Below are 24,140 nucleotides of genomic sequence, written 5' to 3' on the forward strand. Positions count from 1 at the left end.
ATGGCTGACGCGGCTGACACCGCCAGCGGACCCGTGCTCGAAATCGCGGGCGCGCGCGCAACGATCCGCCTCAACCGGCCGAAGCATCTCAACCGCCTGCAGGCCGAGGACCTCGGCGAGCTGCTGACATTGTTCGACCGGATCGAGGCCGATCCTGCGATCCGCGTGCTGGTGCTGACCGGAACCGGCCGCGCGTTTTCCGCCGGCTACGACCTCAACTCGGTGGCCGAGCGCGCGGTGAGCGCGAGCGAGCAGCAGAGCGCGGGCTCAGCGTTCGAGGTCGTGGTCAACCGCCTCGAGGATTTGAGCGTGCCGACGATCTGCCGGCTCAATGGCGGCGTCTATGGCGGCTCGACCGACCTCGCGCTCGCCTGCGACTTTCGCATCGGCGTCGATAGCGCCGAGATGTTCATGCCGGCGGCGCGGCTCGGGCTGCACTATTACAAGAGCGGCACCCAGCGCTACGTCACGCGGCTCGGCGTCGACAACGCCAAGATGCTGTTCCTGACCGCGCAAAGGATCACGGCGCCGGAGATGCTGCGGATCGGCTACCTCACCGCGATGGCGCCGCTCGACCTGCTCGACGAGGAGGTCGACAAGCTCGCGACGATCCTGGCCGGCAACGCGCCCAAGGCGATGGCCGGCATGAAGCGCGCGATCAACGAATTCGCCCGCGGCGAGCTGGATGAGGCCGCCGCCGACGCCCGTCACCGCGAGAGCATGCGCGGCGACGAGATCAAGGAAGGCATCAAGGCCTTCGCCGAGAAGCGGGCGCCGCGGTTTTGACCGAACGGATCACACTATCAGTCCCTCACCCTGAGGAGCGCGAAACGCGCGTCTCGAAGGGTCGACGGCCCGGCTGGTGGCCGATTCATCCTTCGAGGCTCGCTCCGCTCGCACCTCCAGCGACAAAGGCGAAGCCTTTGCGCGGGGATGACGGTCCAATAGTCGTCGCGATCCTCGTTGGGACCCACTATGCCCGCTTGCTTCGCATCGCGCGAACCTGCGCGATCTCCGGGTCCGCCGCGAGTGCCTGGTAGCGCTTGCTGTCGACGGCGTGGAGCGCGATGCGGCCCTCGGCATCGGCATGGACACCCCAGCCGAACCGCTTGCCGAGCGGCGAGGCGCGCATGCAGGCCTGGCCGCGCGAGAAGAACGTCTCGCGGGCGAGGCTGCGCGCCTTCTTCGCTGCTTTCGCATCGAGCGCGCGGCCGGCCGCCGACGTCGCGAACACGACGTCGTCGGAGGTGTACTTGTATGGCGCGCCCGCGATCATCCGATATTGCAGCACGGCAACCGTCGGCTGGCCGCCGCGCGGCTGCGGCTCCTCCCCGCGCTCCGCCGGGCAGTCCTCCGCGACGCGGATCAGGGTGTTGAAGCAGTTGGTGCTGTGCAGGACTTTCGCCATCGGGCCGATCCGTATCACACTCCGGCGGCCGCCGCATGCTGCGCCGCCATCTCGTCGTCGGCCTTCGATATCCGCTGGAAGGCCGGGCGCGCGGCGATGCGTTCGGCATGGCGGACGAACACGTCCCTTTTCGGCACGATGCCGAACATCATGGTCCAAGAGAGCGCGATGCCCCAGAGGATGTCGGCCGCCGTGATCTGTTCGCCGAGCAGATAGGGCCCCTTAGCCAGCTGCGCCTCCAGCGCGCCCAGCATGGTGTCGTAATCGGCATAGGGCGACTGCGTGATCGGTGCGGGCTCGCGCTTCATGAAATGGTCGATCACGGCCGGCTCGAACGATGAGCCGTAATAGGCGATCCAGCGCAGATACGGGCCGCGGCGCGGGTCGGTCAGCGCCGGCGTCAGGCCGGCCTGCGGAAACAGATCGGCGAGATAGATGAAGATCGCGACCTGCTCGGTGACCAGCGCGTCGCCATGGCGGATCGCCGGCACCTTGCCGAGCGGATTGATGGCGAGATAGGCGTCCTTGCGCTGCTCGCCCGCCTTCATGTTGAGAACGTGCAGATCATGGGGCGCGCCGAGTTCCTCCAGCAGCACGCGGGTGCCGGTGGCGCGGCTCTGCGGCGAATAATACAGCGTGAGGCGGTCGGTGGTGGTGGTCATGGCGGGTCTCCTTGCGCCGTCGGGGCGTGGTCTCCTTATGTCCGCCTATACCTGACATCTTGTGTCAGGTATGATCTGGCCATGCGCGCGAGCCGGCTGTTTTCCATCCTCACCACCCTGCAGGCGCGGGGGCAGGTCACCGCGCCTGAGCTGGCGGAAGCCTGCGAGGTCTCGGTGCGCACGATCTATCGCGACATCGACGCGCTCGCCGCCGCCGGCGTTCCCGTCTATGCCGACCGCGGCGCCGAGGGCGGCTATCGCCTGCTCGACGGCTATCGCGTGCGGCTCAACGGCCTGTCGCAGGGCGAGGCCGAGGCGCTATTCATGGCCGGACTGCCGGGGCCCGCCGCCGCGCTCGGCCTCGATGCCGCGATGGCGGCGGCGCAGACCAAGCTGATGGCGGCGCTGCCGGAGAACCTGCGGCCCAACGCGAGAGGGATGCAGCAGCGCTTCCATCTCGATGCGCCCGGCTGGTTCGGCGAGACCGAGGAGCCGAAGCATCTGCGCGCCATCGCCGGCGCCGTGCTGCGCGAGCATTTGATCGAGATCCGCTACCAGAGCTGGAAGGCCGAGAAGCGGCGGCGCGTGGCACCGCTCGGCCTCGTGCTGAAGGGCGGCAGCTGGTATCTCGCCGGCCTTGTCGACGGCAATGTGCGCACCTATCGCGTCGCACGCGTGCTGGACTGCGCGACGCTGGAGACGCCGTTCGCGCGGCCCGCGGAGTTCGACCTCGCCACCTATTGGGGCGCCTCGATCGAGCGGCTGGAGGCCGAGCTGCATCCGAACGAGGCCACGGTGCGGCTGTCGCCGCTCGGGCTGAAACTGTTCGACGCGCTTGCGCACCCTTACGTGAAGGCGCGGATGCAGCTCACTGATGGCACCGACGCCGATGGCTGGCGGCTCGCCACCATGCCGGTCGGCAAGACGGTGTGGCATGCGGCGACCGAGTTGCTACGGCTCGGCGCCGAGGCCGAAGTGATCGCGCCGGGGGAGTTGCGCGAGAAGATGGCCGAGCTGACCGGCGCGATGGCCGCCCGCTATGCCGAGGCGCCGCCACGCCGCGCAGTGGCGGGCGCTAAAGCGCGATGAGATTGGGTTGAATGGAGCCGCAGGAGCAGCGCTCCCTCGCCCCGTTCTTACGGGGCGAGGTGGAGCAGAGTCTGCGGTTCGCTGCTTGCTAGTAGCGGCTGTCGGAGCTGATGACGAAGCGGTCGAAAAAATTCACCGGCAGGATATCGAACCGGTCCAGCGTCAGCGTAATCCCGGTCACGAAGTCGACACCCTTGATCGTGCCCTCAAGATCGATCCGGCAGCCGCGACGCAGGCCGCGCGTTTCCGGATGTTGCTCGATGTCGAGATAGGCATAGATCGGATTGTCGAGCCGCGAATGGCGATGCCAGCCGCGCTGCAGGAAGCTGAATTGCAGCACCGAGCCCGCGCCCCAGTCGATCGCGTCGAAGAAGCGGGTCTTCCAGGCGACCTGCTGGCCCAGATAATGCGCGGCGATGAACGCGTCACGCTCAAGCGCAGGCAGACGGTGCAGCTGCCAGCTGATCTCAGCCGGCGTCAGGGAGGCGTTATTCGCCATTTTTGTTCTTGTCGTTTCTTTGTAGCTTTTCTTGTCCTCGGCGGGGGGTGAACCGACCTTCCCGCCTTCAGGAAACTATACATCGACGAATGTGACAGTGTCTTCCACGGTTGCACGCGACGTGCGGTAGCTGTTCACCTTTTGCTCATGATCGGCATAGCCGAACGAGATACCGCAGACAACCCGGCGATCGTCGGCCAGGTTAAAATGACGGCGGATCAGCCCGGAATGGCGCGCGATCGCCGCCTGCGGGATGGTGCCGAGCCCGAGCGCCTGCGCCGCCAGCATGAAATTCGAGACATAGCCGCCGCAGTCGATCGCACCATAGATGCCGAGCGGCTCATTGGTGTGGATCACGGCAATGTGCGGCGCACCGAAAAAATTGTAGTTCTCCAGCGCCTGTTTTGCGTAGGCCGCCTTATCGCCGCGCGCGATGCCGAGCGTGTTGTAGAGCTGGAAGCCGCTTTCGCGGCGGCGCTCCAGGTAGACCCCGACATATTCGCGCGGCGGCGTGAAGTCGTAATCCTCGGCGAGGCCGCGCGAGGCTTCGGCATAGATCGCCTTGCGAAACCGCTCCTTGGCCTCGCCGGAGACGATGAGCACCTGCCAGGGCTGGCTGTTGCACCAGGACGCGGTGCGCTGCGCGGTCGACAGAATGTGCTCGATGACCTCGCGCGGCACCTCGCGCGGCTGGAACGCGCGCACCGAGTAGCGCTCGTTGAGCAATTCCTCGAGCGCGCCGATGCGGTCCTCGGTCGCGTAACGCGGGTTCGGTGTCTTCGCGTCCATGACATATCCTCTTTTTTCGTCATTCCGGGGCACGCGAAGCGTGAACCCGGAATCTCGAGATTCCGGGTTCGATGCTTCGCATCGCCCCGGAATGACGACTAACCACCCCGCCCCTTGGTCGGGATCTTGTTGTAGGGCACGTCCTTGTCGACGCGGATGTCGCCGGGCAGGCCCAGCACGCGCTCGGCGATGATGTTGCGCAGGATCTCGTCGGTGCCGCCGGCGATGCGCATCGAGGGCGACGACAGCAGCATCTGCTGGAACTGGCCGTTGGCCTGCTCCTCATCGGTGCCGGTGAGGCTGCCCGCCGCACCCTCGAGGTCCATCGCATAGGTCGCGATATCCTGCAGCATCAGGCCGGAGACGAGCTTGCCGATGGAGTTTTCCGGCCCCGGACGCTCACCCTTCGACAGCGCCGAGATGGCGCGGTAGCTGGTGTATTTCAGCCCGCTCGCCTTCACCGCCCAGCTCGCAAGTTTGGAGCGCACCGCCGGGTCGTCGATCGCAAGACCGTCCTCCAGCATCAGATTGGAGCAGAACTCGAACATCTCGGGCACGCCGGTGGCTAGCCGCGCACCGATCGACATGCGTTCGTTCATCAGCGTGGTCAGCGACACGCTCCAGCCCTCGCCGACCGCCCCTAAGCGCTGGCTGTCCGGGATCACGACGTCGGTGAAATAGACCTCGTTGAACTCCTGCATGCCGTTGGCCTGCTTGATCGGCCTGACCTCGACGCCGGGGCTCTTCATGTCGAGGAAGAACATGGTGAGGCCCTTGTGCTTGGGCACATTCGGATCGGTGCGCGCGATCAACAGACCGTAGTCGGAGTAATGCGCGCCTGAGGTCCAGATCTTCTGGCCGTTGACGACCCAATTGTCGCCCTTCTTCTCGGCGCGGGTACGCAGCCCCGCGACGTCGGAGCCGGCCGACGGCTCGGAGAACAGCTGGCACCAGATCTCCTCGCCCGAAGCGAGCTTGGGCAGATAGCGGCGCTTGGCGTCTTCGCTGCCCCACGCCATCACGGTCGGGCCGCACATGCCCTCGCCGATCTGGAACGGCTGGGTCAGCTTGCCGTAGACGCCTTCTTCCTGCTGCCAGATCACGCGCTCGATCGGGGTGGCGCCGCGGCCGCCATATTCCTTCGGCCAATGCAGGCAGGCCCAGCCGCCCTCTGCCTTCTTCTTCTGCCAGGCCTTGCCGACCTCGACCATGTCGTGCCTGGCGAGCCGGATGCGGCCGAGCGACGACTTCGAGAGCTCCTCCTCGAACTCCTTCGGCGCGTTGGCCGCGATCCACTTGCGGGCGATAGCGCGGAACTCGGCTTCCTGCGGCGTGTCATCGAAATTCATGGCGGCTCCTTTTTCTTGTCATTCCGGGGCGCGCACAGCGCGAACCCGGAATCTGGAGATGAGTGGTGCGGCTCGAGGTTCCGGGTTCGCCGCTTCGCGCCGCCCCGGAACGACGGTTATGCTCTTCCCTTGGTCGGGATCTTGTTGAAGGGAACGTCCTTGTCGACCCTGATGTCGCCGGGCAGGCCCAGCACGCGCTCGGCGATGATGTTGCGCATGATCTCGTCGGTGCCGCCCTCGACGCGGGTGCCCGGCGCACGCAGCAGCATCGCCTGGAATTTGCCGGCGACCTCGGCATCCTCGGGTCCGCTCAAGGCACCCGCGGCGCCCTGCAGGTCGAGCGCGTAGGTCGCGACGTCCTGGATCATCGAACCGGCGACCAGCTTGCCGATCGAATTCTCCGGTCCCGGACGCTCGCCCTTCGACAGCGCCGAGACCGCGCGCATGCTGGTGTATTTCAGCCCGCTCGCCTTCACCGCCCAGTTCGCAAGTTTGGAGCGCACCGCGCGATTCTCGATCGCGGGGCCATCCTCCAGCATCAGGCTGCCGCAATAGTCGAACAGCTCGGGGAAGCCGGTGGCGACGCCGGCGCCGATCGACATCCGCTCATTCATCAGCGTCGTCAGCGACACGTTCCAGCCGTCATTGACATTGCCGAGCCGCTGCGAGTCCGGAATGCGCACGTCGGTGAAATAGACCTCGTTGAAGTCGGAGGCGCCGCTCGCCTGCTTGATCGGCCGGACCTCAACGCCCGGGCTCTTCATGTCCAGGAAGAACATGGTGAGGCCCTTGTGCTTGGGCACGGTCGGATCGGTGCGGGTGAGCAAGATGCCGTAGTCGGAATAATGCGCGCCTGAGGTCCAGATCTTCTGGCCGTTGATCACCCATTCGTCGCCGTGCTTCTCGGCGCGGGTGCGCAGGCCGGCGACGTCGGAGCCGCCGGCCGGCTCGGAGAACAGCTGGCACCAGATTTTCTCGCCGGAGGCGAGCGGCGGCAGATAGTTGCGCTTCTGCTCCTCGCCGGCGAACGCCATCATGGTCGGGCCGCACATGCCGTGGCCGATGATGAACATCGAGCTGAGGCGGCCGAACGGCCCCTCCTCCTGCTGCCAGATCACGCGCTCGATCGGGGTGGCGCCGCGGCCGCCATACTCCTTCGGCCAGTGCAGGCAGGCCCAGCCGGCGTCGGCCTTCTTCTTCTGCCAGGCCTTTGCGACCTCGAGGATGTTGGCGCCCTTGAGCGCAACGCGGCCGAGCGAGGCCTTGCGCAGCTCGTCCTCATATTGCTTGGGCGCATTGGCCGCGATCCAGGCTTTCGCCTCGGCGCGGAATGCGGCCTCCTGCGGGGTGTCGTCGAAATTCATGGTGGCTTTCTTTCCGTCATTCCGGGGCGATGCGGAGCATCGAACCCGGAATCTCGATTCCCAACCTCTGGATTCCGGGTTCGCGCAACGCGCGCCCCGGAATGACGAATCGTAGCGTTACGCCGCGTTCTTCTTGCGCATGCGATCGATCAGCGCGTCTTCCCAATAGGACGGGCTGCCGAGGCCGAGCGCCACCGCATTGGCGCGGCGATAGTACATGTGGCAGTCGAACTCCCAGGTGAAGCCCATGCCGCCATGGACCTGGATATTGTTCTTGGCGCAGTGCTGGAACGCCTGCGTCGCGCTGATGCGTGCGGCGGCGGCGGCTTCCGGCAATTCGCCGGCATTGGTCGAGAGCGCCCAGGCGCCGTAGTAGCAATTCGAGCGCGCCAGGGTCGCCGACACATACATATCGGCCAGCATGTGCTTGACTGCCTGGAACGAGCCGATCGGACGGCCGAACGCGATACGGTCGAGCGCATAGTCGCGGCCCATCTCCAGCGCGCGGTCGGCGCCGCCGACCTGCTCGAACGCCATCAGCACGGCGGCGCGATCCAGCACCTGGGTGATCACGCTCCAGCCTTCGCCGGTGGCGCCGAGCGGCTCGGCCTTGGCGTCCTTGAAGGTGATCTCGGCCTGACCGCGGGTGAGGTCGATGTTGGTCAGCGACTTGACCTCGACATCGCTGCCCTTGAGGTCAACGATGAACAACGAGATGTCGGACTCGCGTCCGCTCGAGCCGGTGCGCGCGGCGACCACGACGAAATCGGCGATCGCACCATCCGGCACAGGCTTCTTGACGCCGTTGAGCACGCCGCCATTGGCCGTCACGTTGATCGCCTTCGGCGACGGGTTGCCCTTGCCCTCGAACAGCGCCAGCGTGCCGATGGCTTCGCCCGCGGCGATCTTAGGCAGCCACTTCTGCTTCTGCGCGTCACTGCCTGCGATCAGGATCGCTTCGGCGGCGAGATAGACCGTGGAGGAGAACGGCACCGGCGCCAGCGCGCGGCCCATTTCCTCCGCGATCACGCAGAGCTCGAGATGGCCGACACCCGCGCCGCCGAACTGTTCCGGAATCGCAACGCCGAGGAAGCCCATCTCGGCGAGGCCCTTCCACAGCGCCTTGTCGTAAGCCGCCTTGCCGTCGAGCACCTCGCGCACGGCTTTCGGCGGGCACTGTTCGCTGAGGAATTTCCGCGCCTCATCGCGCATCTGCTTCTGTTCGTCGGAGAAATCGAAATTCATGGCACTTACCTTTTTCTTGCTGTCATTCCGGGGCGATGCGCAGCATCGAACCCGGAATCTCGACGTAAGGAACCTCTGGATTCCGGGTTCACGCTTCGCGTGCCCCGGAATGACGCGTTTGCTTTCGTAGGATCAGTTCAAGATGATCACGTCGTCGCCGGGCTTGCCGGCGTACAGTTTCTCGACCAGTGCGGCGCGGCGTTCGAGGCCGGCGCGCTGGTTGATGTAGCCCTTGTCGGTGAGTTCGTTGCCGTCGATCGACGGCGGCTCGACCATCAGCATCGCACGTGCGATGCGCATGCTGCTGCCGGTGGTGGACGCGTTGTGCGCCTGCAAACCCTTCTTCAGGCACGCGACCACCTCGGGATGCCGGATCACGTCCTCATAGCTCGCGTCCGCATTGCCGACGAGCTGGCGACAGGCATGCAGGTTCGGCCAGCACAACAGGCCGATGAACTCCCGGTCCTGCCCCGCGACCAGCGCGTCGTGCACGACCGGCGTCGCGGCGGCGATTGCATCGGTGCGTAGCGAGCCGACATGCACGAACGTGCCGGTGGTCAGCTTGAAATCCTCGACCACGCGGCCGGCAAAGATGATGCCCTGCAGCGGGTCTTCGGGGTCCACGAACACGCCGGCATCGCCGATGCAGTAGAAGCCTTCCTCGTCGAACATCTTTGCCGTCAGGTCCGGCTGGCCGAAATAGCCGGGCGTGACGTTGACGCCGCGCAGCCGCAATTCGTATTTCGAGCCGCATGGCACCATCTTCAGCTCGACGCCGGGGAACGGCAGGCCGATCAGGCCGACGCGCTCGGTGTCCCAATAGGTGCCGGTCGAGGTCGGCGCGGTCTCGGTCGAGCCCCAGCCGGTGTAGAACACGATGCGCTCGCCCGTGGTCTTCACCGCCAGTGCCTGCATGCGATCATAGAGATCGTCGGGCAGCCGGGCGCCGCCATAGGCCATGATCGAGAGGTTCTTGAAGAAGCTCGCGCACAGCGCCTCGTCCTTCTCCATCGCGGCGGCGAGCGCGGCATAGCCGGCCGGCACGTTGGCGTAATAGGTCGGCGACACCTCGCGCAGGTTCCTGATGGTCTCCTCGAGCTGGCCCGGCATCGGCCGGCCGTCGTCGATATAGAGCGTGCCGCCGTCGACCAGCACCGGATTGAACGCAGCGTTGCCGCCCATGGTGTGATTCCACGGCATCCAGTCGAGCACCGTCGGGATCGGTCCCTCCGTTTCACGCGGGCGCACCTGCATCATCATCGCCGCGTTGGCGCACATCATCTCCTGGGTGTTGATGACGGCCTTGGGCATGCCGGTCGAGCCCGAGGTGAACAGCAGCTTGCCCGTGGTGTCAGGCGTGATCTTCGCGATCGACGCGTCGACGTCAGCCGTCACCGGCGTTGCCGCGAGGTCGGCAAAGGCCGCGCTCCTGATGCCCTCGCAGGGACGCAGGACATGGACGACCGTGATGCCGGTGAGATCGATTGCCTTCAGCGCCTTCTCGAAGGTCGGGCCGTCCTGCACCATCACGACGGCGGGCTTGATCAGGTTAAACAGGTATTTGAGCTTGAGATGATCCTGGCTCATCAGCGAATAGGCCGGCGACACCGGCGCGGCCGGCAGCCGCGCCTGCATCGCAGCCTGCGTCATCAGCGCGTGCTCGATCGAATTGCCCGACAGGATCGCGACGGGCCGGCCGTCGCCAACGCCGAGATCGAGCAGGCCTTGCGTCAGCGCATCGACGGTGCGCTTGGCTTCACCATAGGACACCTTGCGCCACTGCCGGTCGGGACCGCCGCGCTGCGCGAGCCAGATCCGCTCCGGCGCCTGCGCCGCCCATTTGGCGAGATAGGCCGGAATGTGCGTCTCGTAGGCCTGGAGCGGAATCCGCGACTTCAGGACGACGGTGCCGTCACCGCGTCGCTCGACCGCGATGTCACGTGCGAGCCAATCCACCTTGCGAAAGGCAGGTTTCGTCAGCATCGCCGCGTCTCCATCCATTTTGCGTCTCCCGGAATTCTTGTCCTTTAGAGGATCTGTTCTCAGCGCCTGATATAGACAGGCTTTCGTTTCTCGAGAAAGGCCCTGATGCCTTCCTGGAAATCTTCCGAGCGGCTGCACAGCACCTGATTGCGATCTTCCATCGCGATCACGGCCTCGATCGAGCCGGCATCGACGCTCATATTGATGCACTCCTTCGAGAGGCGGAGACCGACCGGCGAGGCCGTCATCATCGCCTCGACATAAGGATTGGCCGCAGCATCGAGATCGCCGGCCCCGACCACCTCGGATACCAGGCCGACCGCAAGCGCGCGGTCGGCACGGATGAAGCGCCCGGTGAGGATCAATTCGGAAGCAACCGACACGCCGACGAGGCGCGGCAGGAAATAGCTGGTGCCGATGTCGCAACCGCCGAGACCGAGCTTGATGAAGGCGCAATTCATCCGCGCGTTCTTCGCCGCGATGCGGATGTCGGCCGCGAGCGCCAAGGCAAAGCCGCCGCCGGCAGCGGCGCCCTGCACCAGCGCGATGATCGGCTGCGGAGCGCGCCGCATCAGCATCACGATGTCGGCAATGCGGCGCTGCGAGTCCAGCGACTCCGTGACGCCAGGCGGCTCGGCCTGCCCGCCGCGGCGGGCCATCGCGTGCTTGAGGTCGAGCCCGGCGCAAAAGTTCGCACCGGCGCCCTTCAGCACCACGACGCGGGTGTCGCGATTGCGCTGCAAGCCCTGGAAGTAGACGTTGAGCGCGTCGATCAATGAAGGATCGAGCGCGTTGAGGCTCTCGGGGCGATTGAGCGTGACCCAATCGACCCCGTCGTGATGTTCGATCAGCAGCGGCTGAGACACGCGCATGGTCCTCCCGACCGTTCAGCGAACGCGATGCTCGTTGCTGTGCCCTCTCCCCTTGTGGGAGAGGGCATGTTCGCTATTGCCTTGCATTCGGTTGGGTGAGGGGTCTGTCTCCGCGGAGAGAACCCCTCATCCGTCGCGGACTGCGTCCGCGCCACCTTCTCCCACAAGGGGAGAAGGGAAGTACGGCAGAGCCAGCGTTAGCGCGGCGCCATGCGGATGGCGCCGTCGAGGCGGATGGTTTCGCCGTTGAGCATCGGGTTCTCGACGATGTGAACGGCGAGGTTGCCGTATTCCGAGGCATCGCCGAGGCGGGCCGGATGCGGCACCTGGGCGCCGAGACTCTTGCGCGCTTCCTCGTTGAGACCCATCAGCAGCGGCGTCAGGAACAGGCCCGGCGCGATGGTGTTGACGCGGATCTTCAGGCTGGCGAGGTCGCGCGCGGCCGGCAGCGTGAGGCCGACGACGCCGCCCTTCGAGGCGGAATAGGCGATCTGGCCGATCTGGCCTTCATAGGCCGCGACCGATGCGGTGTTGATCGCGACGCCGCGCTCCTCGCCGATCGGGGCTTCGGTCGCCAGCCGCTCGGCGAACAGCCGCAGCACGTTGAAAGTGCCGATCAAATTGACGTTGATGATGCGAACGAACTTCGCCAGCGGATAGACGCCGTCCTTGCCGACGATGCGCTGCGAGCCGCCGATGCCGGCGCAGTTCATCAGCACGCGCGCGATGCCGTGCGCGGCCTCGGCCTTGGCGATCGCCGCCTTGATCGCTTCCTCGTCGGTGACGTCTGCATGCAGGGCAACGCCCTTCACCTCGGCGGCGACCTTCTCGGCGTTTTCCTTGTTCTGGTCGATCACGCCGATCTTGGCGCCCTTCGCGGCCATGGCGCGCGCGGTTGCGGCACCAAGGCCGGAGCCACCGCCGGTGATGAGAACGGCAACGTCTTTCAACTGCATGGATACAACCTTTCCTTGGGCGTTTCTTCTCTAGACTTCGAACTTGTTATCCGGCGGCAACCGCTGCCGTTTCCTTGTCGGGATTGAGCACGCCGCCGAAGATCAAGGCTTCCATATGCTTGATGTAATCGCGGCAGACCTCGTCGGTGACCGGACCGACGCCGACCGCGCGCGACATCGCGTGGCGGCCGAAGAACAGATGATCGCAGGCGCCGATCAGGCTGGTGTAGAACAGCACCGGATCGATCTTGCGGAATTCGCCGGCCTTGATGCCTTCGGCCAGCAGCCGGCGGTGAAAATCCAACAGCGGCGCGACGAAGAATTTCGACACCTCGTTCGCGGCGGCAGGCGAGCTTTCGTGCAGGAGATAATGGATCAGCCGGTTCATATAGGGGAACTGGTGATAGGCGCGGATGATGCCGCCGATATGCAGCCGCAGTTTCGCGGACGGCGTGATCGGCTGGCTGATGAGATATTCGAGCTGCGATATCTCGGTGGCGGCGTCACGCGCCAACAGCGCCAGCAACAGCCCGTCCTTGTTGCCGAAATGATATTTCACCAGCGCGGCGTTGACGCCCGACTTCTGCGCGATGTCGGACAGCGAGACCTCGATGGAGGCGCGTTCGATCATCAGCTCGCTGGCTGCGACCAATAGCTTGTCGGCGGTGGCATTTTTGCCGGCCGGAAGTTTCGTCGGTACGCTGGTATTCAACTGCGCTCTGGTCCCGCTCAGTGTCAGGGTTCGACGGTAAATCGAGGCCGCACATAAGCCCATGGCGGGGCCGCACTCAAGAGTTAATTGATTGATTGACTAAATGCTGAGCCGCCCCTTAAATCCGGCCCAACTTTCAGACCGCCCAATCCGGAAACATCAGGGAGATCAGACATGGCCGAGGCATATATCGTCGCCGCCGCTCGCACCGCGGGCGGCCGCAAGGGAGGGCGTCTCGCCGGCTGGCATCCGGCCGATCTGGCCGCGACCGTGCTCGATGCGCTGGTCGAACGATCAGGTGCCGACCCCGCGCAGGTCGAGGACGTGATCATGGGCTGCGTGATGCAGACCGGCGAGCAGTCCACCAACATCGCGCGCAACGCGGTGATGGCCTCGAAGCTGCCGGAGAGCGTGCCCGCGACCTCGATCGACCGCCAGTGCGGCTCCTCGCAGCAGGCGCTGCACTTCGCGGCGCAGGCGGTGATGTCTGGCACGATGGACTGCGTGATCGCCGCCGGCGTGGAATCGATGACCCGCGTGCCGATGGGCCTCGCCTCCTCGCTGCCCGCCAAGAACGGCTTCGGCCACTACAAGAGCCCGGGCATCGAGGCGAAGTATCCCAACATCGTCTTCAGCCAGTTCACCGGCGCGGAGATGATGGCCGAGAAGTACGGCCTGTCGAAGGATGAGCTCGACGAATACTCCTATAACAGCCATCAGCGCGCGATCGCGGCAACACAGGCCGGCCATTTCAAGGACGAGATCGTGCCGGTGACAATCACCCGCGCCGACGGCTCGACCGACACCCATCACATCGACGAAGGCATCCGCTTCGACGCCAGCCTCGACGGCATCAAGGGCGTCAAGCTGATCGCCGAGAACGGCAAGCTCACCGCGGCGAGCGCCAGCCAGATCTGCGACGGCGCCTCCGGCGTCATGGTCGTCAACGAGAAGGGCCTGAAGGCGCTCGGCGTCAAGCCGATGGCGCGCATCCATCACCTCACGATGATGGGCGGCGATCCCGTGATCATGCTGGAAGCGCCGCTGCCGGCAACCCAGCGCGCGCTGCAGAAGGCCGGCATGAAGATCGACGACATTGACCTCTTCGAGGTCAACGAGGCCTTCGCTTCGGTGCCGACCGCGTGGCTGAAGACCACCGGCGCCGATCCGGCCCGGCTCAACGTCAATGGTGGCGCGATCGCGCTCGGCCATCCGCTCGGCGGCAGCGGCACCAAGCTGATGACGACGCTGCTGCATGCCCTCAAGCAGCGCAACAAGCGCTACGGCCTGCAGACCATGTGCGAAGGCGGCGGCATGGCCAACGTCACGATTGTCGAGCGATTGTAACGTCGCGAGAAACGAGGCACGCAGCCTCCACGCAATAGGCGTCGTCCCTGCGAAAGCAGGGACCCATAACCACAAATGCCCGTGGTTAGGCGCGGCTGGGGCCACAACTCAGTCCAACAAGAAAAATTGGTGGTTATGGGTCCCCGCGTTCGCGGGGACGAACACTTTTGATGCCCTGAGGAAACACAATGACCCATCCGTCGATCCACGCGCGTACCCATCCGAACAAGATCGCCTACCAGATGGCGGGTAGCGGCAAGGCCATCACCTATCGCGAGCTCGACGAGCTCTCGAACCAGGGCGCGCATCTGTTCCGCTCGCTCGGTCTGAAGGCCGGCGACCACATCGCGCTGCTGATGGAAAACCGCCTCGCCTTCATGGAGATCTGCTGGGCCGCGCAGCGCTCGGGTCTCTATTACACGGCGATCAGCCGCTACCTGACGGAAGAAGAGATCGCCTACATCATCAAGGATTGCGGCGCGAAGGTGTTCATCACCACCCCGCAATGCGCCGACAAGGTCAAGGGCCTGGTCAAGGGCGAGGCGGGCGAGCCGCTGTTCTACATGATGGACGAGCCCGCCCCGGGCTTCCGCTCCTATGACAAGGAGGCCGCCGCGCAGCCGACCACGCCGGTTGCCGACGAGGTCGCGGGCTATGACATGCTGTACTCCTCCGGCACCACCGGCCGGCCCAAGGGCATCAAGAAGGAGTTCGAGGGCAACCGGATCGACGTGCCGAACCCGTTCCTGCGGATTCTCACCGCCGACATGTGCGGCATGAATGCCGACAGCATCTATCTGTCGCCGGCGCCGCTCTATCACGCGGCCCCGCTGCGCTTCAACATGATGGCGACCGTGCTCGGCGGCACTTCCGTCATCATGGAGCATTTCGACGCCGAGGAATTTCTGAAGCAGGTCGAGAAGCACAAGGTGACGCAGTCGCAGCTGGTGCCGACCATGTTCGTGCGCATGCTGAAGCTGCCCGACGAAGTGCGGAGCCGCTACAAGGTCTCGTCGCTGAAGGGTGCGATCCACGCCGCGGCGCCCTGCCCGGTCGACGTCAAGGCCAAGATGATCGAATGGTGGGGACCGATCCTGATCGAGTATTACGCCGGCTCCGAAGGCAATGGCGTCACGGTCTCGACCTCGCAGCAATGGCTGACCCACCGCGGCACGGTCGGCCGCGCCGTGGTCGGCAAGGTCAAAATCCTCGACGAGAACGACGAGGAGGCGCCGACCGGTCAGATCGGTCAGGTCTTTTTTGCCGACGCCCCGGCGTTCTCCTATCACAACGATCCGGAAAAGACGAAGAAGGCCTACAACGCCAAGGGCTGGTCGACGCTCGGCGATGTCGGCTACCTCGACGAAGAGGGCTTCCTCTATCTCACCGATCGCAAAAGCTACATGATCATCTCCGGCGGCGTGAACATCTACCCGCAGGAGACAGAGGATGTGCTGATTACGCATCCCGCGGTCTCCGACGTCGCGGTGTTCGGGGTGCCGAACGAGGAGATGGGCGAAGAGGTCAAGGCCGTGGTGCAGCCGCACGACATCACCAGGGCCGGCAAGGAGCTCGAGGCCGAGTTGATCGCCTTCTGCCGCCAGCATCTGTCGCCGATCAAATGCCCCAAGAGCATCGACTTCGAGCAGGAGCTGCCGCGTACGCCGACCGGAAAACTGGTGAAGCGGCATCTGCGCGACCGCTATTGGCCGAAGGCTCCAGTCAAGGCATAGCCGCGCTTCACCCTCCCCTGGAGGCCCCTCCAGGGAGGATGAAGAGCGCACGCAGCCCAGCCCGCCGGCGCTGCTGACCCACTCCTACAACTCCGCCGCTGGCTCACACGCAGCAGACGCCACGGCACGCAGATGCAGCTGGCCGTGCTTGCCTGTCGCTGTGGTGGTCCACTGCGCATCGATCTGCTGAAAATCCTCCGACAGCTTGCCGCGATGGCTGCCGTCGGTTTCGAACGTCCCGTTGCCATCGGGCGAGCGTTCGAAGATCTCGACCTCGAGATCGGACAGCCGGATGAACATCTGCACGCCGATCTTGGTCACGCGACGGCCGACCTCGTATGAACCGCAGCCGAGCGCTTCCGCGTTCTGCTCGTTCAAGGCCTTCACCTTGTCGAAGGTGATGACGATATTCTGCACCGTGTTGTCGCCGTCCCACAGGAACTCGCCGATATAGGCGTGCGGCAGTTTCTCGGTCAGCTGCTCGATATCGGCGGCACGCACCGCCGAGATCAGCAGCAGGCTTGCGGCCACGATCATGAGACCCAGGAGCGACGTCCAGCCGGGCTGCTCTGCAATCTTCGCGTGGCGCATGCGGTATGCATCCCCTGGGCAATATTGCTATCGTTCAACAATGACCGTCAGCATACAGTGAAATGCGCTGGTTCTGCGGCGATGCCCAACAGGTGATCTGCACAATGGAAGCCCTCCCCGACGTTCCGCTCCCCTCCACCATCCGCTCGCGTTATGTCGACGGGATCAACGGCCTGCGCATGCACGTGCTGGAAGCGGGCTTTGAAACATCCGGCCGGCCCTGCCTGTTGCTGCTGCACGGCTTTCCGGAGCTGGCGTTTTCCTGGCGCAAGGTGATGCCGAGGCTCGCCGATGCCGGCTATCACGTCATCGCACCGGACCAGCGCGGCTATGGCCGCACGTCAGGCTGGAGCGCGGATTATGACGGCGACCTCGCGTCATTCCGCCTGCCCAATCTGGTGCGCGACGCGCTCGGGCTGGTTGCGGCGTTCGGGTACAAGCACGTCGATGCCGTGATCGGGCATGATTTCGGTTCGTCGGTCGCGGCGTGGTGCGCGCTGATCCGGCCCGACGTGTTCCGTGCGGTCGTGATGATGAGCGCGCCGTTTTCGGGGCCGCCGTCGCTGCCGTTCAACACCGCGAGCGCGCCGGCGAAGCCCGCGACCGAAGACCCCGTGCATCGCGAGCTCGCCGCGGCGCCGCGGCCGCGCAAGCATTACCAATGGTACTATTCGACGCGTCCGGCCAATGACGACATGCATCGCGCGCCGCAAGGCGTGCACGACTTCCTGCGCGCCTATTACCACCACAAGAGCGCGGACTGGAAAGACAACAAGCCGTATCCGCTGCAGTCCTGGTCGGCGGGCGAACTGGCAAAACTGCCGACTTATTATGTGATGGATCTCGCCAAGGACATGGCCGCCACCGTCGCCGAGGAGATGCCGTCGCGCGAGGCGATCGCCGCCAACACGTGGCTGCCGGATAGCGAGCTCGCCTATTACAGCTCTGAGTATCAGCGCACGGGATTCCAGGGCGGGCTGCAATGGTATCGCTGCGGCACTTCGGGCGCGTTCGTCCCGGAATTGCAGACCTGGAGCGGCCGCACGATCGACCAACCATCCGCCTTCATCTCGGGCAAGCAGGATTGGGGCACCCATCAGCGGCCCGGCGTGTTCGAGGCGATGCAGACGAAAGCCTGCACCAACATGATCGGCTGCCATCTGGTCGACGGCGCCGGCCATTGGGTGCAGCAGGAACAGTCGGACGAGGTGAGCCGGCTACTGCTCACATTCCTGCGAGAGGCCGGCGCGCAGTGTTAGACGCCCGTTCGGCCGTCGCATCGCATCCCGTTGATCTCACGCGTTTTCTTCGCTCAACCCGCGCGGCTTGCCGGTGCAGCGCCAGCGAATCCGGGCCGACCCGGATTTGACCCAGCACCGATGCAACTCTATAGTTTAGAACTATTCTAATTCTAAACTCCGTGAAGAAGGCGTTGCCGTGAAGAACTTTGCCGATCTGACCGAGCGCGAGGTGCTGGCGGTCGCGATCGCCTCCGAGGAGGAGGACAGCCGCATCTACATGACGTTCGCGGAGGATCTCGCCGAGCGCTATCCCGACACCGCCAAGATTTTCGAGGAGATGGCCGATGAGGAACGCGGCCATCGCCACCGGCTGCTGGAAACCTACGAGCAGCGCTTCGGGGCGCATCTGCCGCCGATCCGGCGCGAGGACGTCAAAGGCTTTTTGCGCCGGCGCCCGATCTGGCTCACCAAGAATCTGCCGCTCGACACCATCCGCAAGGAAGTCGAGACCATGGAATTGGAGGCCGAGCGCTTCTATGCCAAAGCCGCCGAGAAGGCCGAGGATGTCGGCGTGCGCCGCCTGCTCGGCGATCTCGCCGAGGAGGAGAAGGGCCACGAGAAGCTCGCGGTGAAGCTGACCGGCGAGATCCTCAAGCCCGACGTGCGCGCGGAGGAAGACCGCACGCGTCGGCGGATGTTCGTGCTGCAATATGTGCAGCCGGGCCTTGCCGGATTGATGGACGGCTCGGTCTCGACCCTGGCGCCGCTGTTCGCCGCCGCTTTCGCCACGCATCATAACTGGCAAACATTCCTGGTCGGACTTGCCGCTTCGATCGGCGCCGGTATCAGCATGGGCTTTGCCGAGGCGCTGTCCGACGACGGCTCGCTGACCGGGCGCGGCTCGCCCTGGCTGCGCGGCCTGACCTGCGGCTTGATGACGACGCTCGGCGGGCTCGGCCACACCATTCCCTATCTGGTGCCCGACGCCTGGCCGAACGCATTCTGGATCGCGACCGCGATCGCCGGGATCGTGGTGTTCTTCGAATTGTGGGCGATCGCCTTCATCCGCGCGCGCTACATGGACACGCCGTTCCTGCAGGCGGTGTTCCAGATCGTGCTCGGCGGCGCGATCGTGCTCGCGGTCGGCATCCTGATCGGCGCGGCATAGCAATTCCGATCAAACACGGCGACGACGTCACGGCTACAGCGCTTGCGGGCGGCAGCCAAACTGCCGATCATTGCGCCAACAACAAACCGGGAGCACGCCGTGGCCAAATCGCTATACAGTTTCAAGACCGCCGTCGACCTGTCGGAAGCGCTGCGCAACAAAGAGGTCTCGGCGGTCGAGCTCGCACAGGACGCGATCGGCCGCATCGAGCGCCACGACGGCAGGGTCAACGCGGTCTGCGTGCGCGACTTCGAGCGCGGTCTCGCCGCTGCCCGCGCCGCTGATGCCGCGATCGCGCGCGGCGAGCACAGGCCGCTGCTCGGCATTCCCATGACGGTGAAGGAATCCTTCAACGTCGCGGGATTGCCGACGACCTGGGGCTTCCTGCCGCACAAGGACTTTGTCCCGACCGAGGACGCGCTGTCGATTCAGCGGGTGAAGGACGCCGGCGGCGTCATCCTCGGCAAGACCAACGTGCCGGTCGGGCTTGCCGACTGGCAGAGCTACAACGAGATCTACGGCACCACCAACAACCCCTACGACCTCGGCCGCACGCCGGGCGGCTCGTCCGGCGGATCGTCGGCGGCGCTCGCCGCGGGCTATGGCGCGCTGTCGCTCGGCTCCGACATCGGCGGCTCGCTCCGCGTGCCGGCGTTTCATTGCGGCATCTATGCGCACAAGCCGACCTTCGCGCTGCTGCCGTCGCGCGGCCACACCGCGCCGCCGGCGCCGCCCATCATCTATGAGCGCGACCTTGCGGTGACCGGCCCGATGGCGCGCGGCGCGGCCGACCTGTCGCTGCTGCTCGACGTGATGGCGGCACCCGATCCGCTCGATGCCGGCAAGGCCTATCGCCTCGACCTGCCGGCGGCGCGTCACGCCAGCCTGAAGGATTTCCGCATCCTCGTGATCGACACCGATCCGGTGTTGCCGACCGACAAGGCGGTTCGCGGCAGCATCGACAAGCTCGCGAGCCACCTCGACAAATCAGGCGCGAAGATATCGCGTTCGAGCCCGCTGCTGCCGGATTTCGCGGCGTCCTCGCGGCTCTATATGCGGATGCTGCTGTCGTTTCTCGCCGCGACCTTCCCGCCGGAGGTCTATGCCGGCGCCTGCGCGGCGGCGGCCGCGCTGCCGGCCAGCAACAACAGCCTGCAGGCCGAGCGGCTGCGCGGCATCGCGCTCAGCCACCGCGACTGGGTGCAGGCGACGGTCGCCCGCTCGCGGCTGCGCGTGCAATGGCGCGAGCTGTTCAAGTCGTTCGACGCGGTGATCTGCCCGATCATGCCAACGCCGGCCTATCCGCACGATCATGCGCCCGACCAGGAGCAGCGGCGGATCTTGATCGACGGTGTGCCGCACGTCTACACCGACCAGCTCGCCTGGCCCGGCATCGCGACCCTGCCCGGCCTGCCTTCGACTGCGATCCCGACCGGCTTTGCGCCCGACGGATTGCCGGTCGGCGTGCAGATCGTCGGTCCATGGCTCGAGGACCGCACGCCGCTGAGACTCGCCGAGCTGATCGAGCGCGAGTTCGGCGGCTTCGTGCCGCCGAAGATGTTTGATGATTGATACTTGCCATCGTCATTGCGAGCGAAGCGAAGCAATCCATATATCCGTCTGCGCGGAGGCGTGGATTGCGTCGTCGCTTCGCTCCTCGCAATGACGAGGGGAAACCGGGAGGAAGACAATGAGCAACGATCTCGAGGAGCTCACGAAGCTCAACAAGGACTACGTTGACTCCGTCCAGAACTGCGACGTCAAGCGCTTCGATGAGATCCTGGCGCAGGACTTCTACTGCACCAATCCCGACAAGAGCCTGGTCGACCGCGCTGCCTTCCTGAAGCAGACGGCGATCCCGGTGAAGATCAAGGGGCTGAAGGCCGAAGACGTCAAAATCCGCATCCTCGGCGATTTCGCCATCATCCACGCCCAGACCAGCTACACCAACGCGGACGGTGAGCCGGCGCGCGGCCGCTACACCGATTGCTGGGCGCGGCAGAACGGAAAATGGCTCGCGGTATCTGCGCACGTCGCGCGGTGAGCGCAACGTTCGCAGCGTCACCCTCCGCTGTCATGCCCCGCTTCCTGCGGGGCATCCAGTACTCCGCGGCCGCAGTTGATTTCACACAACTTCCGCCGCGGCGTACTGGGTCGCCCGGTCAAGCCGGGCGACGACAAGTTCGTCAACTGTCGAACATGATCACGCTGCGCAGCGTCTTGCCGGCTTTCATGTTGGCAAAGCCCTCGTTGATCTCGGAAAGCTTCAGCTTGGCCGAGATCCAGTCCTCCAGATGCAGCTTGCCGCGCATGTAGAAGTCGACGAGGCGCGGCATGTCGACGCGGAAGTGGTTGGAGCCCATCGACGAGCCCTGGATGCGGCGCTCGCGCAGGAAGTCGAAGCCGTGCAGCTCGATCTTCTGACCGAACGGGATCATGCCGACGATGGTCGCGGTGCCGCCCGCCGCCAGCATGGCGAAGGCCTGCTCGGCGGTGTCCTTGCGGCCGAGCACCTCGAACGAATGCTGCACGCCGCCGCCGGTGAGCTCGCGCACCTGCTGGACCACGTCGCCGCGGGCCGGATCGACGATATCGGTGGCCCCTAATTTGGTCGCAAGCTGCAGCTTGGCCGGATTGGTGTCGATCGCGATGATGCGGCCGGCGCCCGCGATCTGCGCGCCGTTGATCGCGGCCATGCCGACGCCGCCGCAGCCGATCACAGCCACGGTCTCGCCGGCGGTCACCTTCGCGGTGTTCACCACGGCGCCATAACCGGTGATGACGCCGCAGCCGATCAGCGCGGCGAGATCGAGCGGCATCTCCTTCTTGATCTTCACGATGGCGTTCTCGTGCACCAGCATCTGCTCGGCGAACGACGACAGATTGAGAAACTGATTCAGCTTCTCCTTCCTGCCCCAGGACAGGCGGTTGGAGGCGCCGGGCAGCATCTTCACCGTGGTGTCGGTGCACAGCACGGTGCGGCCGGTGGTGCAATTGTCGCAGGTGCCGCAGAACACCGACAGGCAGGTGACGACGTGATCGCCGGGCTTCACGTAATTGACGTCGGAGCCGACCTTCTCGACCACGCCGGCCGATTCGTGGCCGAGCACCGCCGGCAGCGGATGCGGATACAGGCCTTCCATGAAGTGCAGGTCGGAATGGCAGAGGCCCGCGACCGCGGTGCGGATCAGGACCTCGCGCGGCCCCGGATTGGGCACGCTGACATCCTCGATCACCAGCGGCTGATTGACTTCATGCAGAACGGCGGCCTTCATCGGGGTCTCCCTTGACGTTTTTGATTGTTTGAAAAGTTCGCTCGCGCGGCAGCCTACGCTGCGTCAAGCAATTCGCCAACCTCGGCCATGCCGACCGCGCGATCGCCGAGCAGGTGCTCGGTCATCCTGCGCTGAACGGTATTTTCCGTTAGCCGGAACGGATCGCCCGGCAGCACGCGGTGATCGACCACCATCCGCGACAGCAACAGCCGGCGCGCATCGCCGCGCATCTCGTGGATGCGTCCGCCCTCCCATGCCAGCGCGACGGCGCTTGCGACATGGTAGAGCAGGCTGGTGGCGCGCCGCGCGTCGCCCTCATTGTCGACGCGGCTCGCCACCTCGCGCGCAAACGCGACCGCGCGGTCGCTGAGGTCGCGCAGCCGGTTGCGCCAGGCTTGCGGCACATTCGCGCTGTCGTCGAGCCGCGCATGCAGATCGGCGGCGAGCGCATTGTCGGCGCCATGGCGGCCGACTGCGCGCTTCAGCGCATCGATCGCGACGATGTTGCCGGTCCCCTCCCAGATCGAGCCGAGATGCGCGTCGCGCAGCAGCCGCGGCGTGACGAATTCCTCGATGTAGCCGATGCCGCCACGCATCTCCATCGCATCGCCGCAGACTTTTCGGGCGTCGCGGGTGGCGCGGAATTTCAAGGTCGGCGTCAGGATGCGGAGCAGCGCCGCGGCGTCCTGGCTGCCGGCCTCGGCGCGGTCGAGCGCGTCGGCGGTCAAAAAGCTCATCGACAGCGCCTGTTCGGTCGGCAGCATGATCTTCATCAGCTGCCGCCGCGCCAGCGGCAGGTCGATGATGCGCTGGCCGAACACCACGCGGCCCTTCGCCACGGTCATCGCGTCGTGCCAGGCGCGGCGCATCAGCGCGGTCGACTTCACGCCGTTGGAGAGCCGCGACGAATTCACCATCTCGGCCATCTGCACGAAGCCGCGGTCGAGCTTGCCGACGGCGTAAGCGATCGCACCGTCGAGCTTGATCTCGCCCGAGGCCATCGAGCGAGTGCCGAGCTTGTCCTTCAACCGCACGATCCGGTAGTGGTTCTGCGAGCCGTCATCGAGGAAACGCGGCATCAGGAACAGGCCGACGCCGCGGGTGCCCGGACCGGCGCCTTCCGGCCGCGCCAGCAGCATCACCACCTTGGCATCGGCGTTGGAGCAGAACCACTTCTCGCCATAGAGCCGCCAGTGATCGCCCTCCTGCACGGCGCGCGTGGTCAGCGTGCCGACATCGGAGCCGCCCTCCTTCTCGGTCATGAACTGGCCGCCCTGCGTCAGTCTGCTCATGTCGGTCTGGGTCAGGCCGTCGAGATATTTCGCCTTCAGCGCCTCGCTGCCGAAATTTGCCAGCAGCTTTGCACACCCGTCGGTGACGTTGATCGGGCAGCCCATGCCGAATTCGGTCTGGTTGAACAGGAAGGTGAAGGCGTGCTTGGCCACCACAGGGTATTTGTCGGGCCAACCCATGATGCCCTTGCGGAGCGACAGCGCATGGATGCCGAACTCGCCGAACGCGGCGTTCTCGATCTCGCGATAGGCCGGATGGTATTCGATGTGCTGCACGTCGCGGCCGAACTTGTCACGCTGGTGCAACACCGGCGTATGCCGGTCAGCAAGTCGCGCGCATTCGTCGAGATAGCCTCCGGCTAACCCACCGAGGCGGTCGAGATGCGGCTCGATGTGGCGGAACAACGCCTCGGGCAGATGCAGCTTCAGAAGATCGGTCAGCGCCGGATCGGCCCGGTAGAAATTGATTCCCGTCGTGTCGGGCGCCAGCAGTCCCGGCTGGCTGGCGGCTGACGTTTTCGGATCCTGCTTGTGCGGCTGCATTGAATTCCCGGCTTCGGTGCTC

22 protein-coding genes are annotated in these 24,140 nt (G+C 65.3%); 8 read left to right on the plus strand and 14 right to left on the minus strand.

Going from position 1 to position 24,140, the window contains the following annotated elements:
* Entirely contained in the window at positions 1 to 786 is a 786-nt protein-coding gene (locus ACVWYP_RS02100; protein WP_304497555.1) for an enoyl-CoA hydratase/isomerase family protein, read from the plus strand.
* Positions 787 to 973: 187 nt separating this feature from the next.
* On the opposite strand, the gene ACVWYP_RS02105 is transcribed toward ACVWYP_RS02100, so the two are convergent.
* Both ACVWYP_RS02105 and ACVWYP_RS02110 read right to left on the minus strand, forming a co-directional pair.
* Positions 974 to 1,408 (minus strand): DUF6157 family protein, encoded by a 435-nt coding sequence (locus ACVWYP_RS02105; protein ID WP_028339108.1) that lies wholly within the window; start codon positions 1,406 to 1,408, stop codon positions 974 to 976.
* 14 nt (positions 1,409 to 1,422) lie between these two features.
* Complete coding sequence (locus ACVWYP_RS02110; RefSeq protein WP_304497556.1) at positions 1,423 to 2,070, minus strand: glutathione S-transferase family protein; 648 nt, start codon at positions 2,068 to 2,070, stop codon at positions 1,423 to 1,425.
* 81 nt (positions 2,071 to 2,151) lie between these two features.
* On the opposite strand from ACVWYP_RS02110, the gene ACVWYP_RS02115 reads away from it, so the two are divergent.
* Complete coding sequence (locus ACVWYP_RS02115) at positions 2,152 to 3,159, plus strand: helix-turn-helix transcriptional regulator (protein ID WP_304497557.1); 1,008 nt, start codon at positions 2,152 to 2,154, stop codon at positions 3,157 to 3,159.
* An 88-nt stretch (positions 3,160 to 3,247) separates the two neighbouring features.
* Here ACVWYP_RS02115 and ACVWYP_RS02120 read toward each other — a convergent pair whose 3' ends face one another.
* The 9 genes from ACVWYP_RS02120 to ACVWYP_RS02160 form a co-directional block, all read right to left on the minus strand.
* Entirely contained in the window at positions 3,248 to 3,658 is a 411-nt protein-coding gene (locus ACVWYP_RS02120; RefSeq protein WP_304497558.1) for a hypothetical protein, read from the minus strand.
* Between the two features lie 75 nt (positions 3,659 to 3,733).
* Entirely contained in the window at positions 3,734 to 4,447 is a 714-nt protein-coding gene (locus ACVWYP_RS02125) for a nitroreductase (protein ID WP_051447730.1), read from the minus strand.
* A 98-nt stretch (positions 4,448 to 4,545) separates the two neighbouring features.
* Positions 4,546 to 5,796, minus strand: coding sequence for an acyl-CoA dehydrogenase (locus ACVWYP_RS02130; protein WP_028339113.1), 1,251 nt, complete (start codon positions 5,794 to 5,796; stop codon positions 4,546 to 4,548).
* Positions 5,797 to 5,912: 116 nt separating this feature from the next.
* Positions 5,913 to 7,160, minus strand: coding sequence for an acyl-CoA dehydrogenase (locus ACVWYP_RS02135; RefSeq protein ID WP_304497559.1), 1,248 nt, complete (start codon positions 7,158 to 7,160; stop codon positions 5,913 to 5,915).
* Between the two features lie 117 nt (positions 7,161 to 7,277).
* Complete coding sequence (locus ACVWYP_RS02140) at positions 7,278 to 8,405, minus strand: acyl-CoA dehydrogenase family protein (protein WP_304497560.1); 1,128 nt, start codon at positions 8,403 to 8,405, stop codon at positions 7,278 to 7,280.
* 132 nt (positions 8,406 to 8,537) lie between these two features.
* Complete coding sequence (locus tag ACVWYP_RS02145) at positions 8,538 to 10,406, minus strand: AMP-binding protein (RefSeq protein ID WP_304497561.1); 1,869 nt, start codon at positions 10,404 to 10,406, stop codon at positions 8,538 to 8,540.
* Positions 10,407 to 10,447: 41 nt separating this feature from the next.
* The gene (locus tag ACVWYP_RS02150; protein WP_304500416.1) at positions 10,448 to 11,254 is read right to left on the minus strand and encodes an enoyl-CoA hydratase/isomerase family protein; all 807 of its coding nucleotides are present in this window, start codon (positions 11,252 to 11,254) and stop codon (positions 10,448 to 10,450) included.
* 203 nt (positions 11,255 to 11,457) lie between these two features.
* Complete coding sequence (locus tag ACVWYP_RS02155) at positions 11,458 to 12,216, minus strand: SDR family NAD(P)-dependent oxidoreductase (RefSeq protein WP_066513200.1); 759 nt, start codon at positions 12,214 to 12,216, stop codon at positions 11,458 to 11,460.
* Between the two features lie 46 nt (positions 12,217 to 12,262).
* Positions 12,263 to 12,991: a TetR family transcriptional regulator gene (locus ACVWYP_RS02160; RefSeq protein WP_439711123.1), complete on the minus strand. Its 729-nt coding sequence runs from the start codon at positions 12,989 to 12,991 to the stop codon at positions 12,263 to 12,265.
* Between the two features lie 111 nt (positions 12,992 to 13,102).
* On the opposite strand from ACVWYP_RS02160, the gene ACVWYP_RS02165 reads away from it, so the two are divergent.
* Positions 13,103 to 14,275, plus strand: a complete 1,173-nt coding sequence (locus tag ACVWYP_RS02165) for an acetyl-CoA C-acetyltransferase (protein ID WP_304497562.1) — start codon at positions 13,103 to 13,105, stop codon at positions 14,273 to 14,275.
* A gap of 188 nt (positions 14,276 to 14,463) precedes the next feature.
* Positions 14,464 to 16,008 carry an acyl-CoA synthetase gene (locus ACVWYP_RS02170; protein ID WP_304497563.1) on the plus strand — a complete coding sequence of 515 codons (1,545 nt, stop codon included), beginning with the start codon at positions 14,464 to 14,466 and terminating at the stop codon, positions 16,006 to 16,008.
* Between the two features lie 84 nt (positions 16,009 to 16,092).
* Here the strand turns inward: ACVWYP_RS02170 and ACVWYP_RS02175 are convergent, their stop codons facing one another.
* Positions 16,093 to 16,599 (minus strand): hypothetical protein, encoded by a 507-nt coding sequence (locus ACVWYP_RS02175; protein ID WP_304497564.1) that lies wholly within the window; start codon positions 16,597 to 16,599, stop codon positions 16,093 to 16,095.
* Positions 16,600 to 16,703: 104 nt separating this feature from the next.
* Between ACVWYP_RS02175 and ACVWYP_RS02180 the strand changes: the two genes are divergently transcribed.
* The 4 genes from ACVWYP_RS02180 to ACVWYP_RS02195 all read left to right on the plus strand — a co-directional run bounded on the left by ACVWYP_RS02180 (position 16,704) and on the right by ACVWYP_RS02195 (position 21,052).
* On the plus strand, positions 16,704 to 17,858 hold the full coding sequence (locus ACVWYP_RS02180) for an alpha/beta fold hydrolase (protein WP_304497565.1): 1,155 nt from the start codon (positions 16,704 to 16,706) through the stop codon (positions 17,856 to 17,858).
* 178 nt (positions 17,859 to 18,036) lie between these two features.
* Positions 18,037 to 19,008 carry an iron exporter MbfA gene (gene mbfA / locus ACVWYP_RS02185; protein ID WP_028339122.1) on the plus strand — a complete coding sequence of 324 codons (972 nt, stop codon included), beginning with the start codon at positions 18,037 to 18,039 and terminating at the stop codon, positions 19,006 to 19,008.
* A gap of 99 nt (positions 19,009 to 19,107) precedes the next feature.
* The gene (locus tag ACVWYP_RS02190) at positions 19,108 to 20,580 is read left to right on the plus strand and encodes an amidase (RefSeq protein WP_456683979.1); all 1,473 of its coding nucleotides are present in this window, start codon (positions 19,108 to 19,110) and stop codon (positions 20,578 to 20,580) included.
* A 118-nt stretch (positions 20,581 to 20,698) separates the two neighbouring features.
* Positions 20,699 to 21,052 (plus strand): nuclear transport factor 2 family protein, encoded by a 354-nt coding sequence (locus ACVWYP_RS02195; RefSeq protein WP_304497567.1) that lies wholly within the window; start codon positions 20,699 to 20,701, stop codon positions 21,050 to 21,052.
* A gap of 142 nt (positions 21,053 to 21,194) precedes the next feature.
* On the opposite strand, the gene ACVWYP_RS02200 is transcribed toward ACVWYP_RS02195, so the two are convergent.
* Positions 21,195 to 22,283: a Zn-dependent alcohol dehydrogenase gene (locus ACVWYP_RS02200; RefSeq protein WP_018269116.1), complete on the minus strand. Its 1,089-nt coding sequence runs from the start codon at positions 22,281 to 22,283 to the stop codon at positions 21,195 to 21,197.
* Positions 22,284 to 22,336: 53 nt separating this feature from the next.
* Entirely contained in the window at positions 22,337 to 24,118 is a 1,782-nt protein-coding gene (locus ACVWYP_RS02205; RefSeq protein WP_304500417.1) for an acyl-CoA dehydrogenase family protein, read from the minus strand.
* Between the last annotated feature and the right edge of the window lie 22 nt (positions 24,119 to 24,140).

The organism is Bradyrhizobium sp. USDA 3262 (assembly GCF_054060035.1).

Bases quoted from the DNA above. Each gene is read 5' to 3' on its own strand.
- ACVWYP_RS02180 (WP_304497565.1), top strand. From the start codon at position 16,704: ATGGAAGCCCTCCCCGACGTTCCGCTCCCCTCCACCATCCGCTCGCGT.
- ACVWYP_RS02110 (WP_304497556.1), bottom strand. From the start codon at position 2,070: ATGACCACCACCACCGACCGCCTCACGCTGTATTATTCGCCGCAGAGC.
- ACVWYP_RS02125 (WP_051447730.1), bottom strand. From the start codon at position 4,447: ATGGACGCGAAGACACCGAACCCGCGTTACGCGACCGAGGACCGCATC.
- ACVWYP_RS02165 (WP_304497562.1), top strand. From the start codon at position 13,103: ATGGCCGAGGCATATATCGTCGCCGCCGCTCGCACCGCGGGCGGCCGC.
- ACVWYP_RS02160 (WP_439711123.1), bottom strand. From the start codon at position 12,991: ATGGGCTTATGTGCGGCCTCGATTTACCGTCGAACCCTGACACTGAGC.
- ACVWYP_RS02140 (WP_304497560.1), bottom strand. From the start codon at position 8,405: ATGAATTTCGATTTCTCCGACGAACAGAAGCAGATGCGCGATGAGGCG.
- ACVWYP_RS02115 (WP_304497557.1), top strand. From the start codon at position 2,152: ATGCGCGCGAGCCGGCTGTTTTCCATCCTCACCACCCTGCAGGCGCGG.
- ACVWYP_RS02120 (WP_304497558.1), bottom strand. From the start codon at position 3,658: ATGGCGAATAACGCCTCCCTGACGCCGGCTGAGATCAGCTGGCAGCTG.
- ACVWYP_RS02170 (WP_304497563.1), top strand. From the start codon at position 14,464: ATGACCCATCCGTCGATCCACGCGCGTACCCATCCGAACAAGATCGCC.
- ACVWYP_RS02205 (WP_304500417.1), bottom strand. From the start codon at position 24,118: ATGCAGCCGCACAAGCAGGATCCGAAAACGTCAGCCGCCAGCCAGCCG.
- ACVWYP_RS02155 (WP_066513200.1), bottom strand. From the start codon at position 12,216: ATGCAGTTGAAAGACGTTGCCGTTCTCATCACCGGCGGTGGCTCCGGC.
- ACVWYP_RS02200 (WP_018269116.1), bottom strand. From the start codon at position 22,283: ATGAAGGCCGCCGTTCTGCATGAAGTCAATCAGCCGCTGGTGATCGAG.
- ACVWYP_RS02145 (WP_304497561.1), bottom strand. From the start codon at position 10,406: ATGGATGGAGACGCGGCGATGCTGACGAAACCTGCCTTTCGCAAGGTG.
- ACVWYP_RS02195 (WP_304497567.1), top strand. From the start codon at position 20,699: ATGAGCAACGATCTCGAGGAGCTCACGAAGCTCAACAAGGACTACGTT.
- ACVWYP_RS02100 (WP_304497555.1), top strand. From the start codon at position 1: ATGGCTGACGCGGCTGACACCGCCAGCGGACCCGTGCTCGAAATCGCG.
- ACVWYP_RS02130 (WP_028339113.1), bottom strand. From the start codon at position 5,796: ATGAATTTCGATGACACGCCGCAGGAAGCCGAGTTCCGCGCTATCGCC.
- ACVWYP_RS02135 (WP_304497559.1), bottom strand. From the start codon at position 7,160: ATGAATTTCGACGACACCCCGCAGGAGGCCGCATTCCGCGCCGAGGCG.
- ACVWYP_RS02105 (WP_028339108.1), bottom strand. From the start codon at position 1,408: ATGGCGAAAGTCCTGCACAGCACCAACTGCTTCAACACCCTGATCCGC.
- ACVWYP_RS02175 (WP_304497564.1), bottom strand. From the start codon at position 16,599: ATGCGCCACGCGAAGATTGCAGAGCAGCCCGGCTGGACGTCGCTCCTG.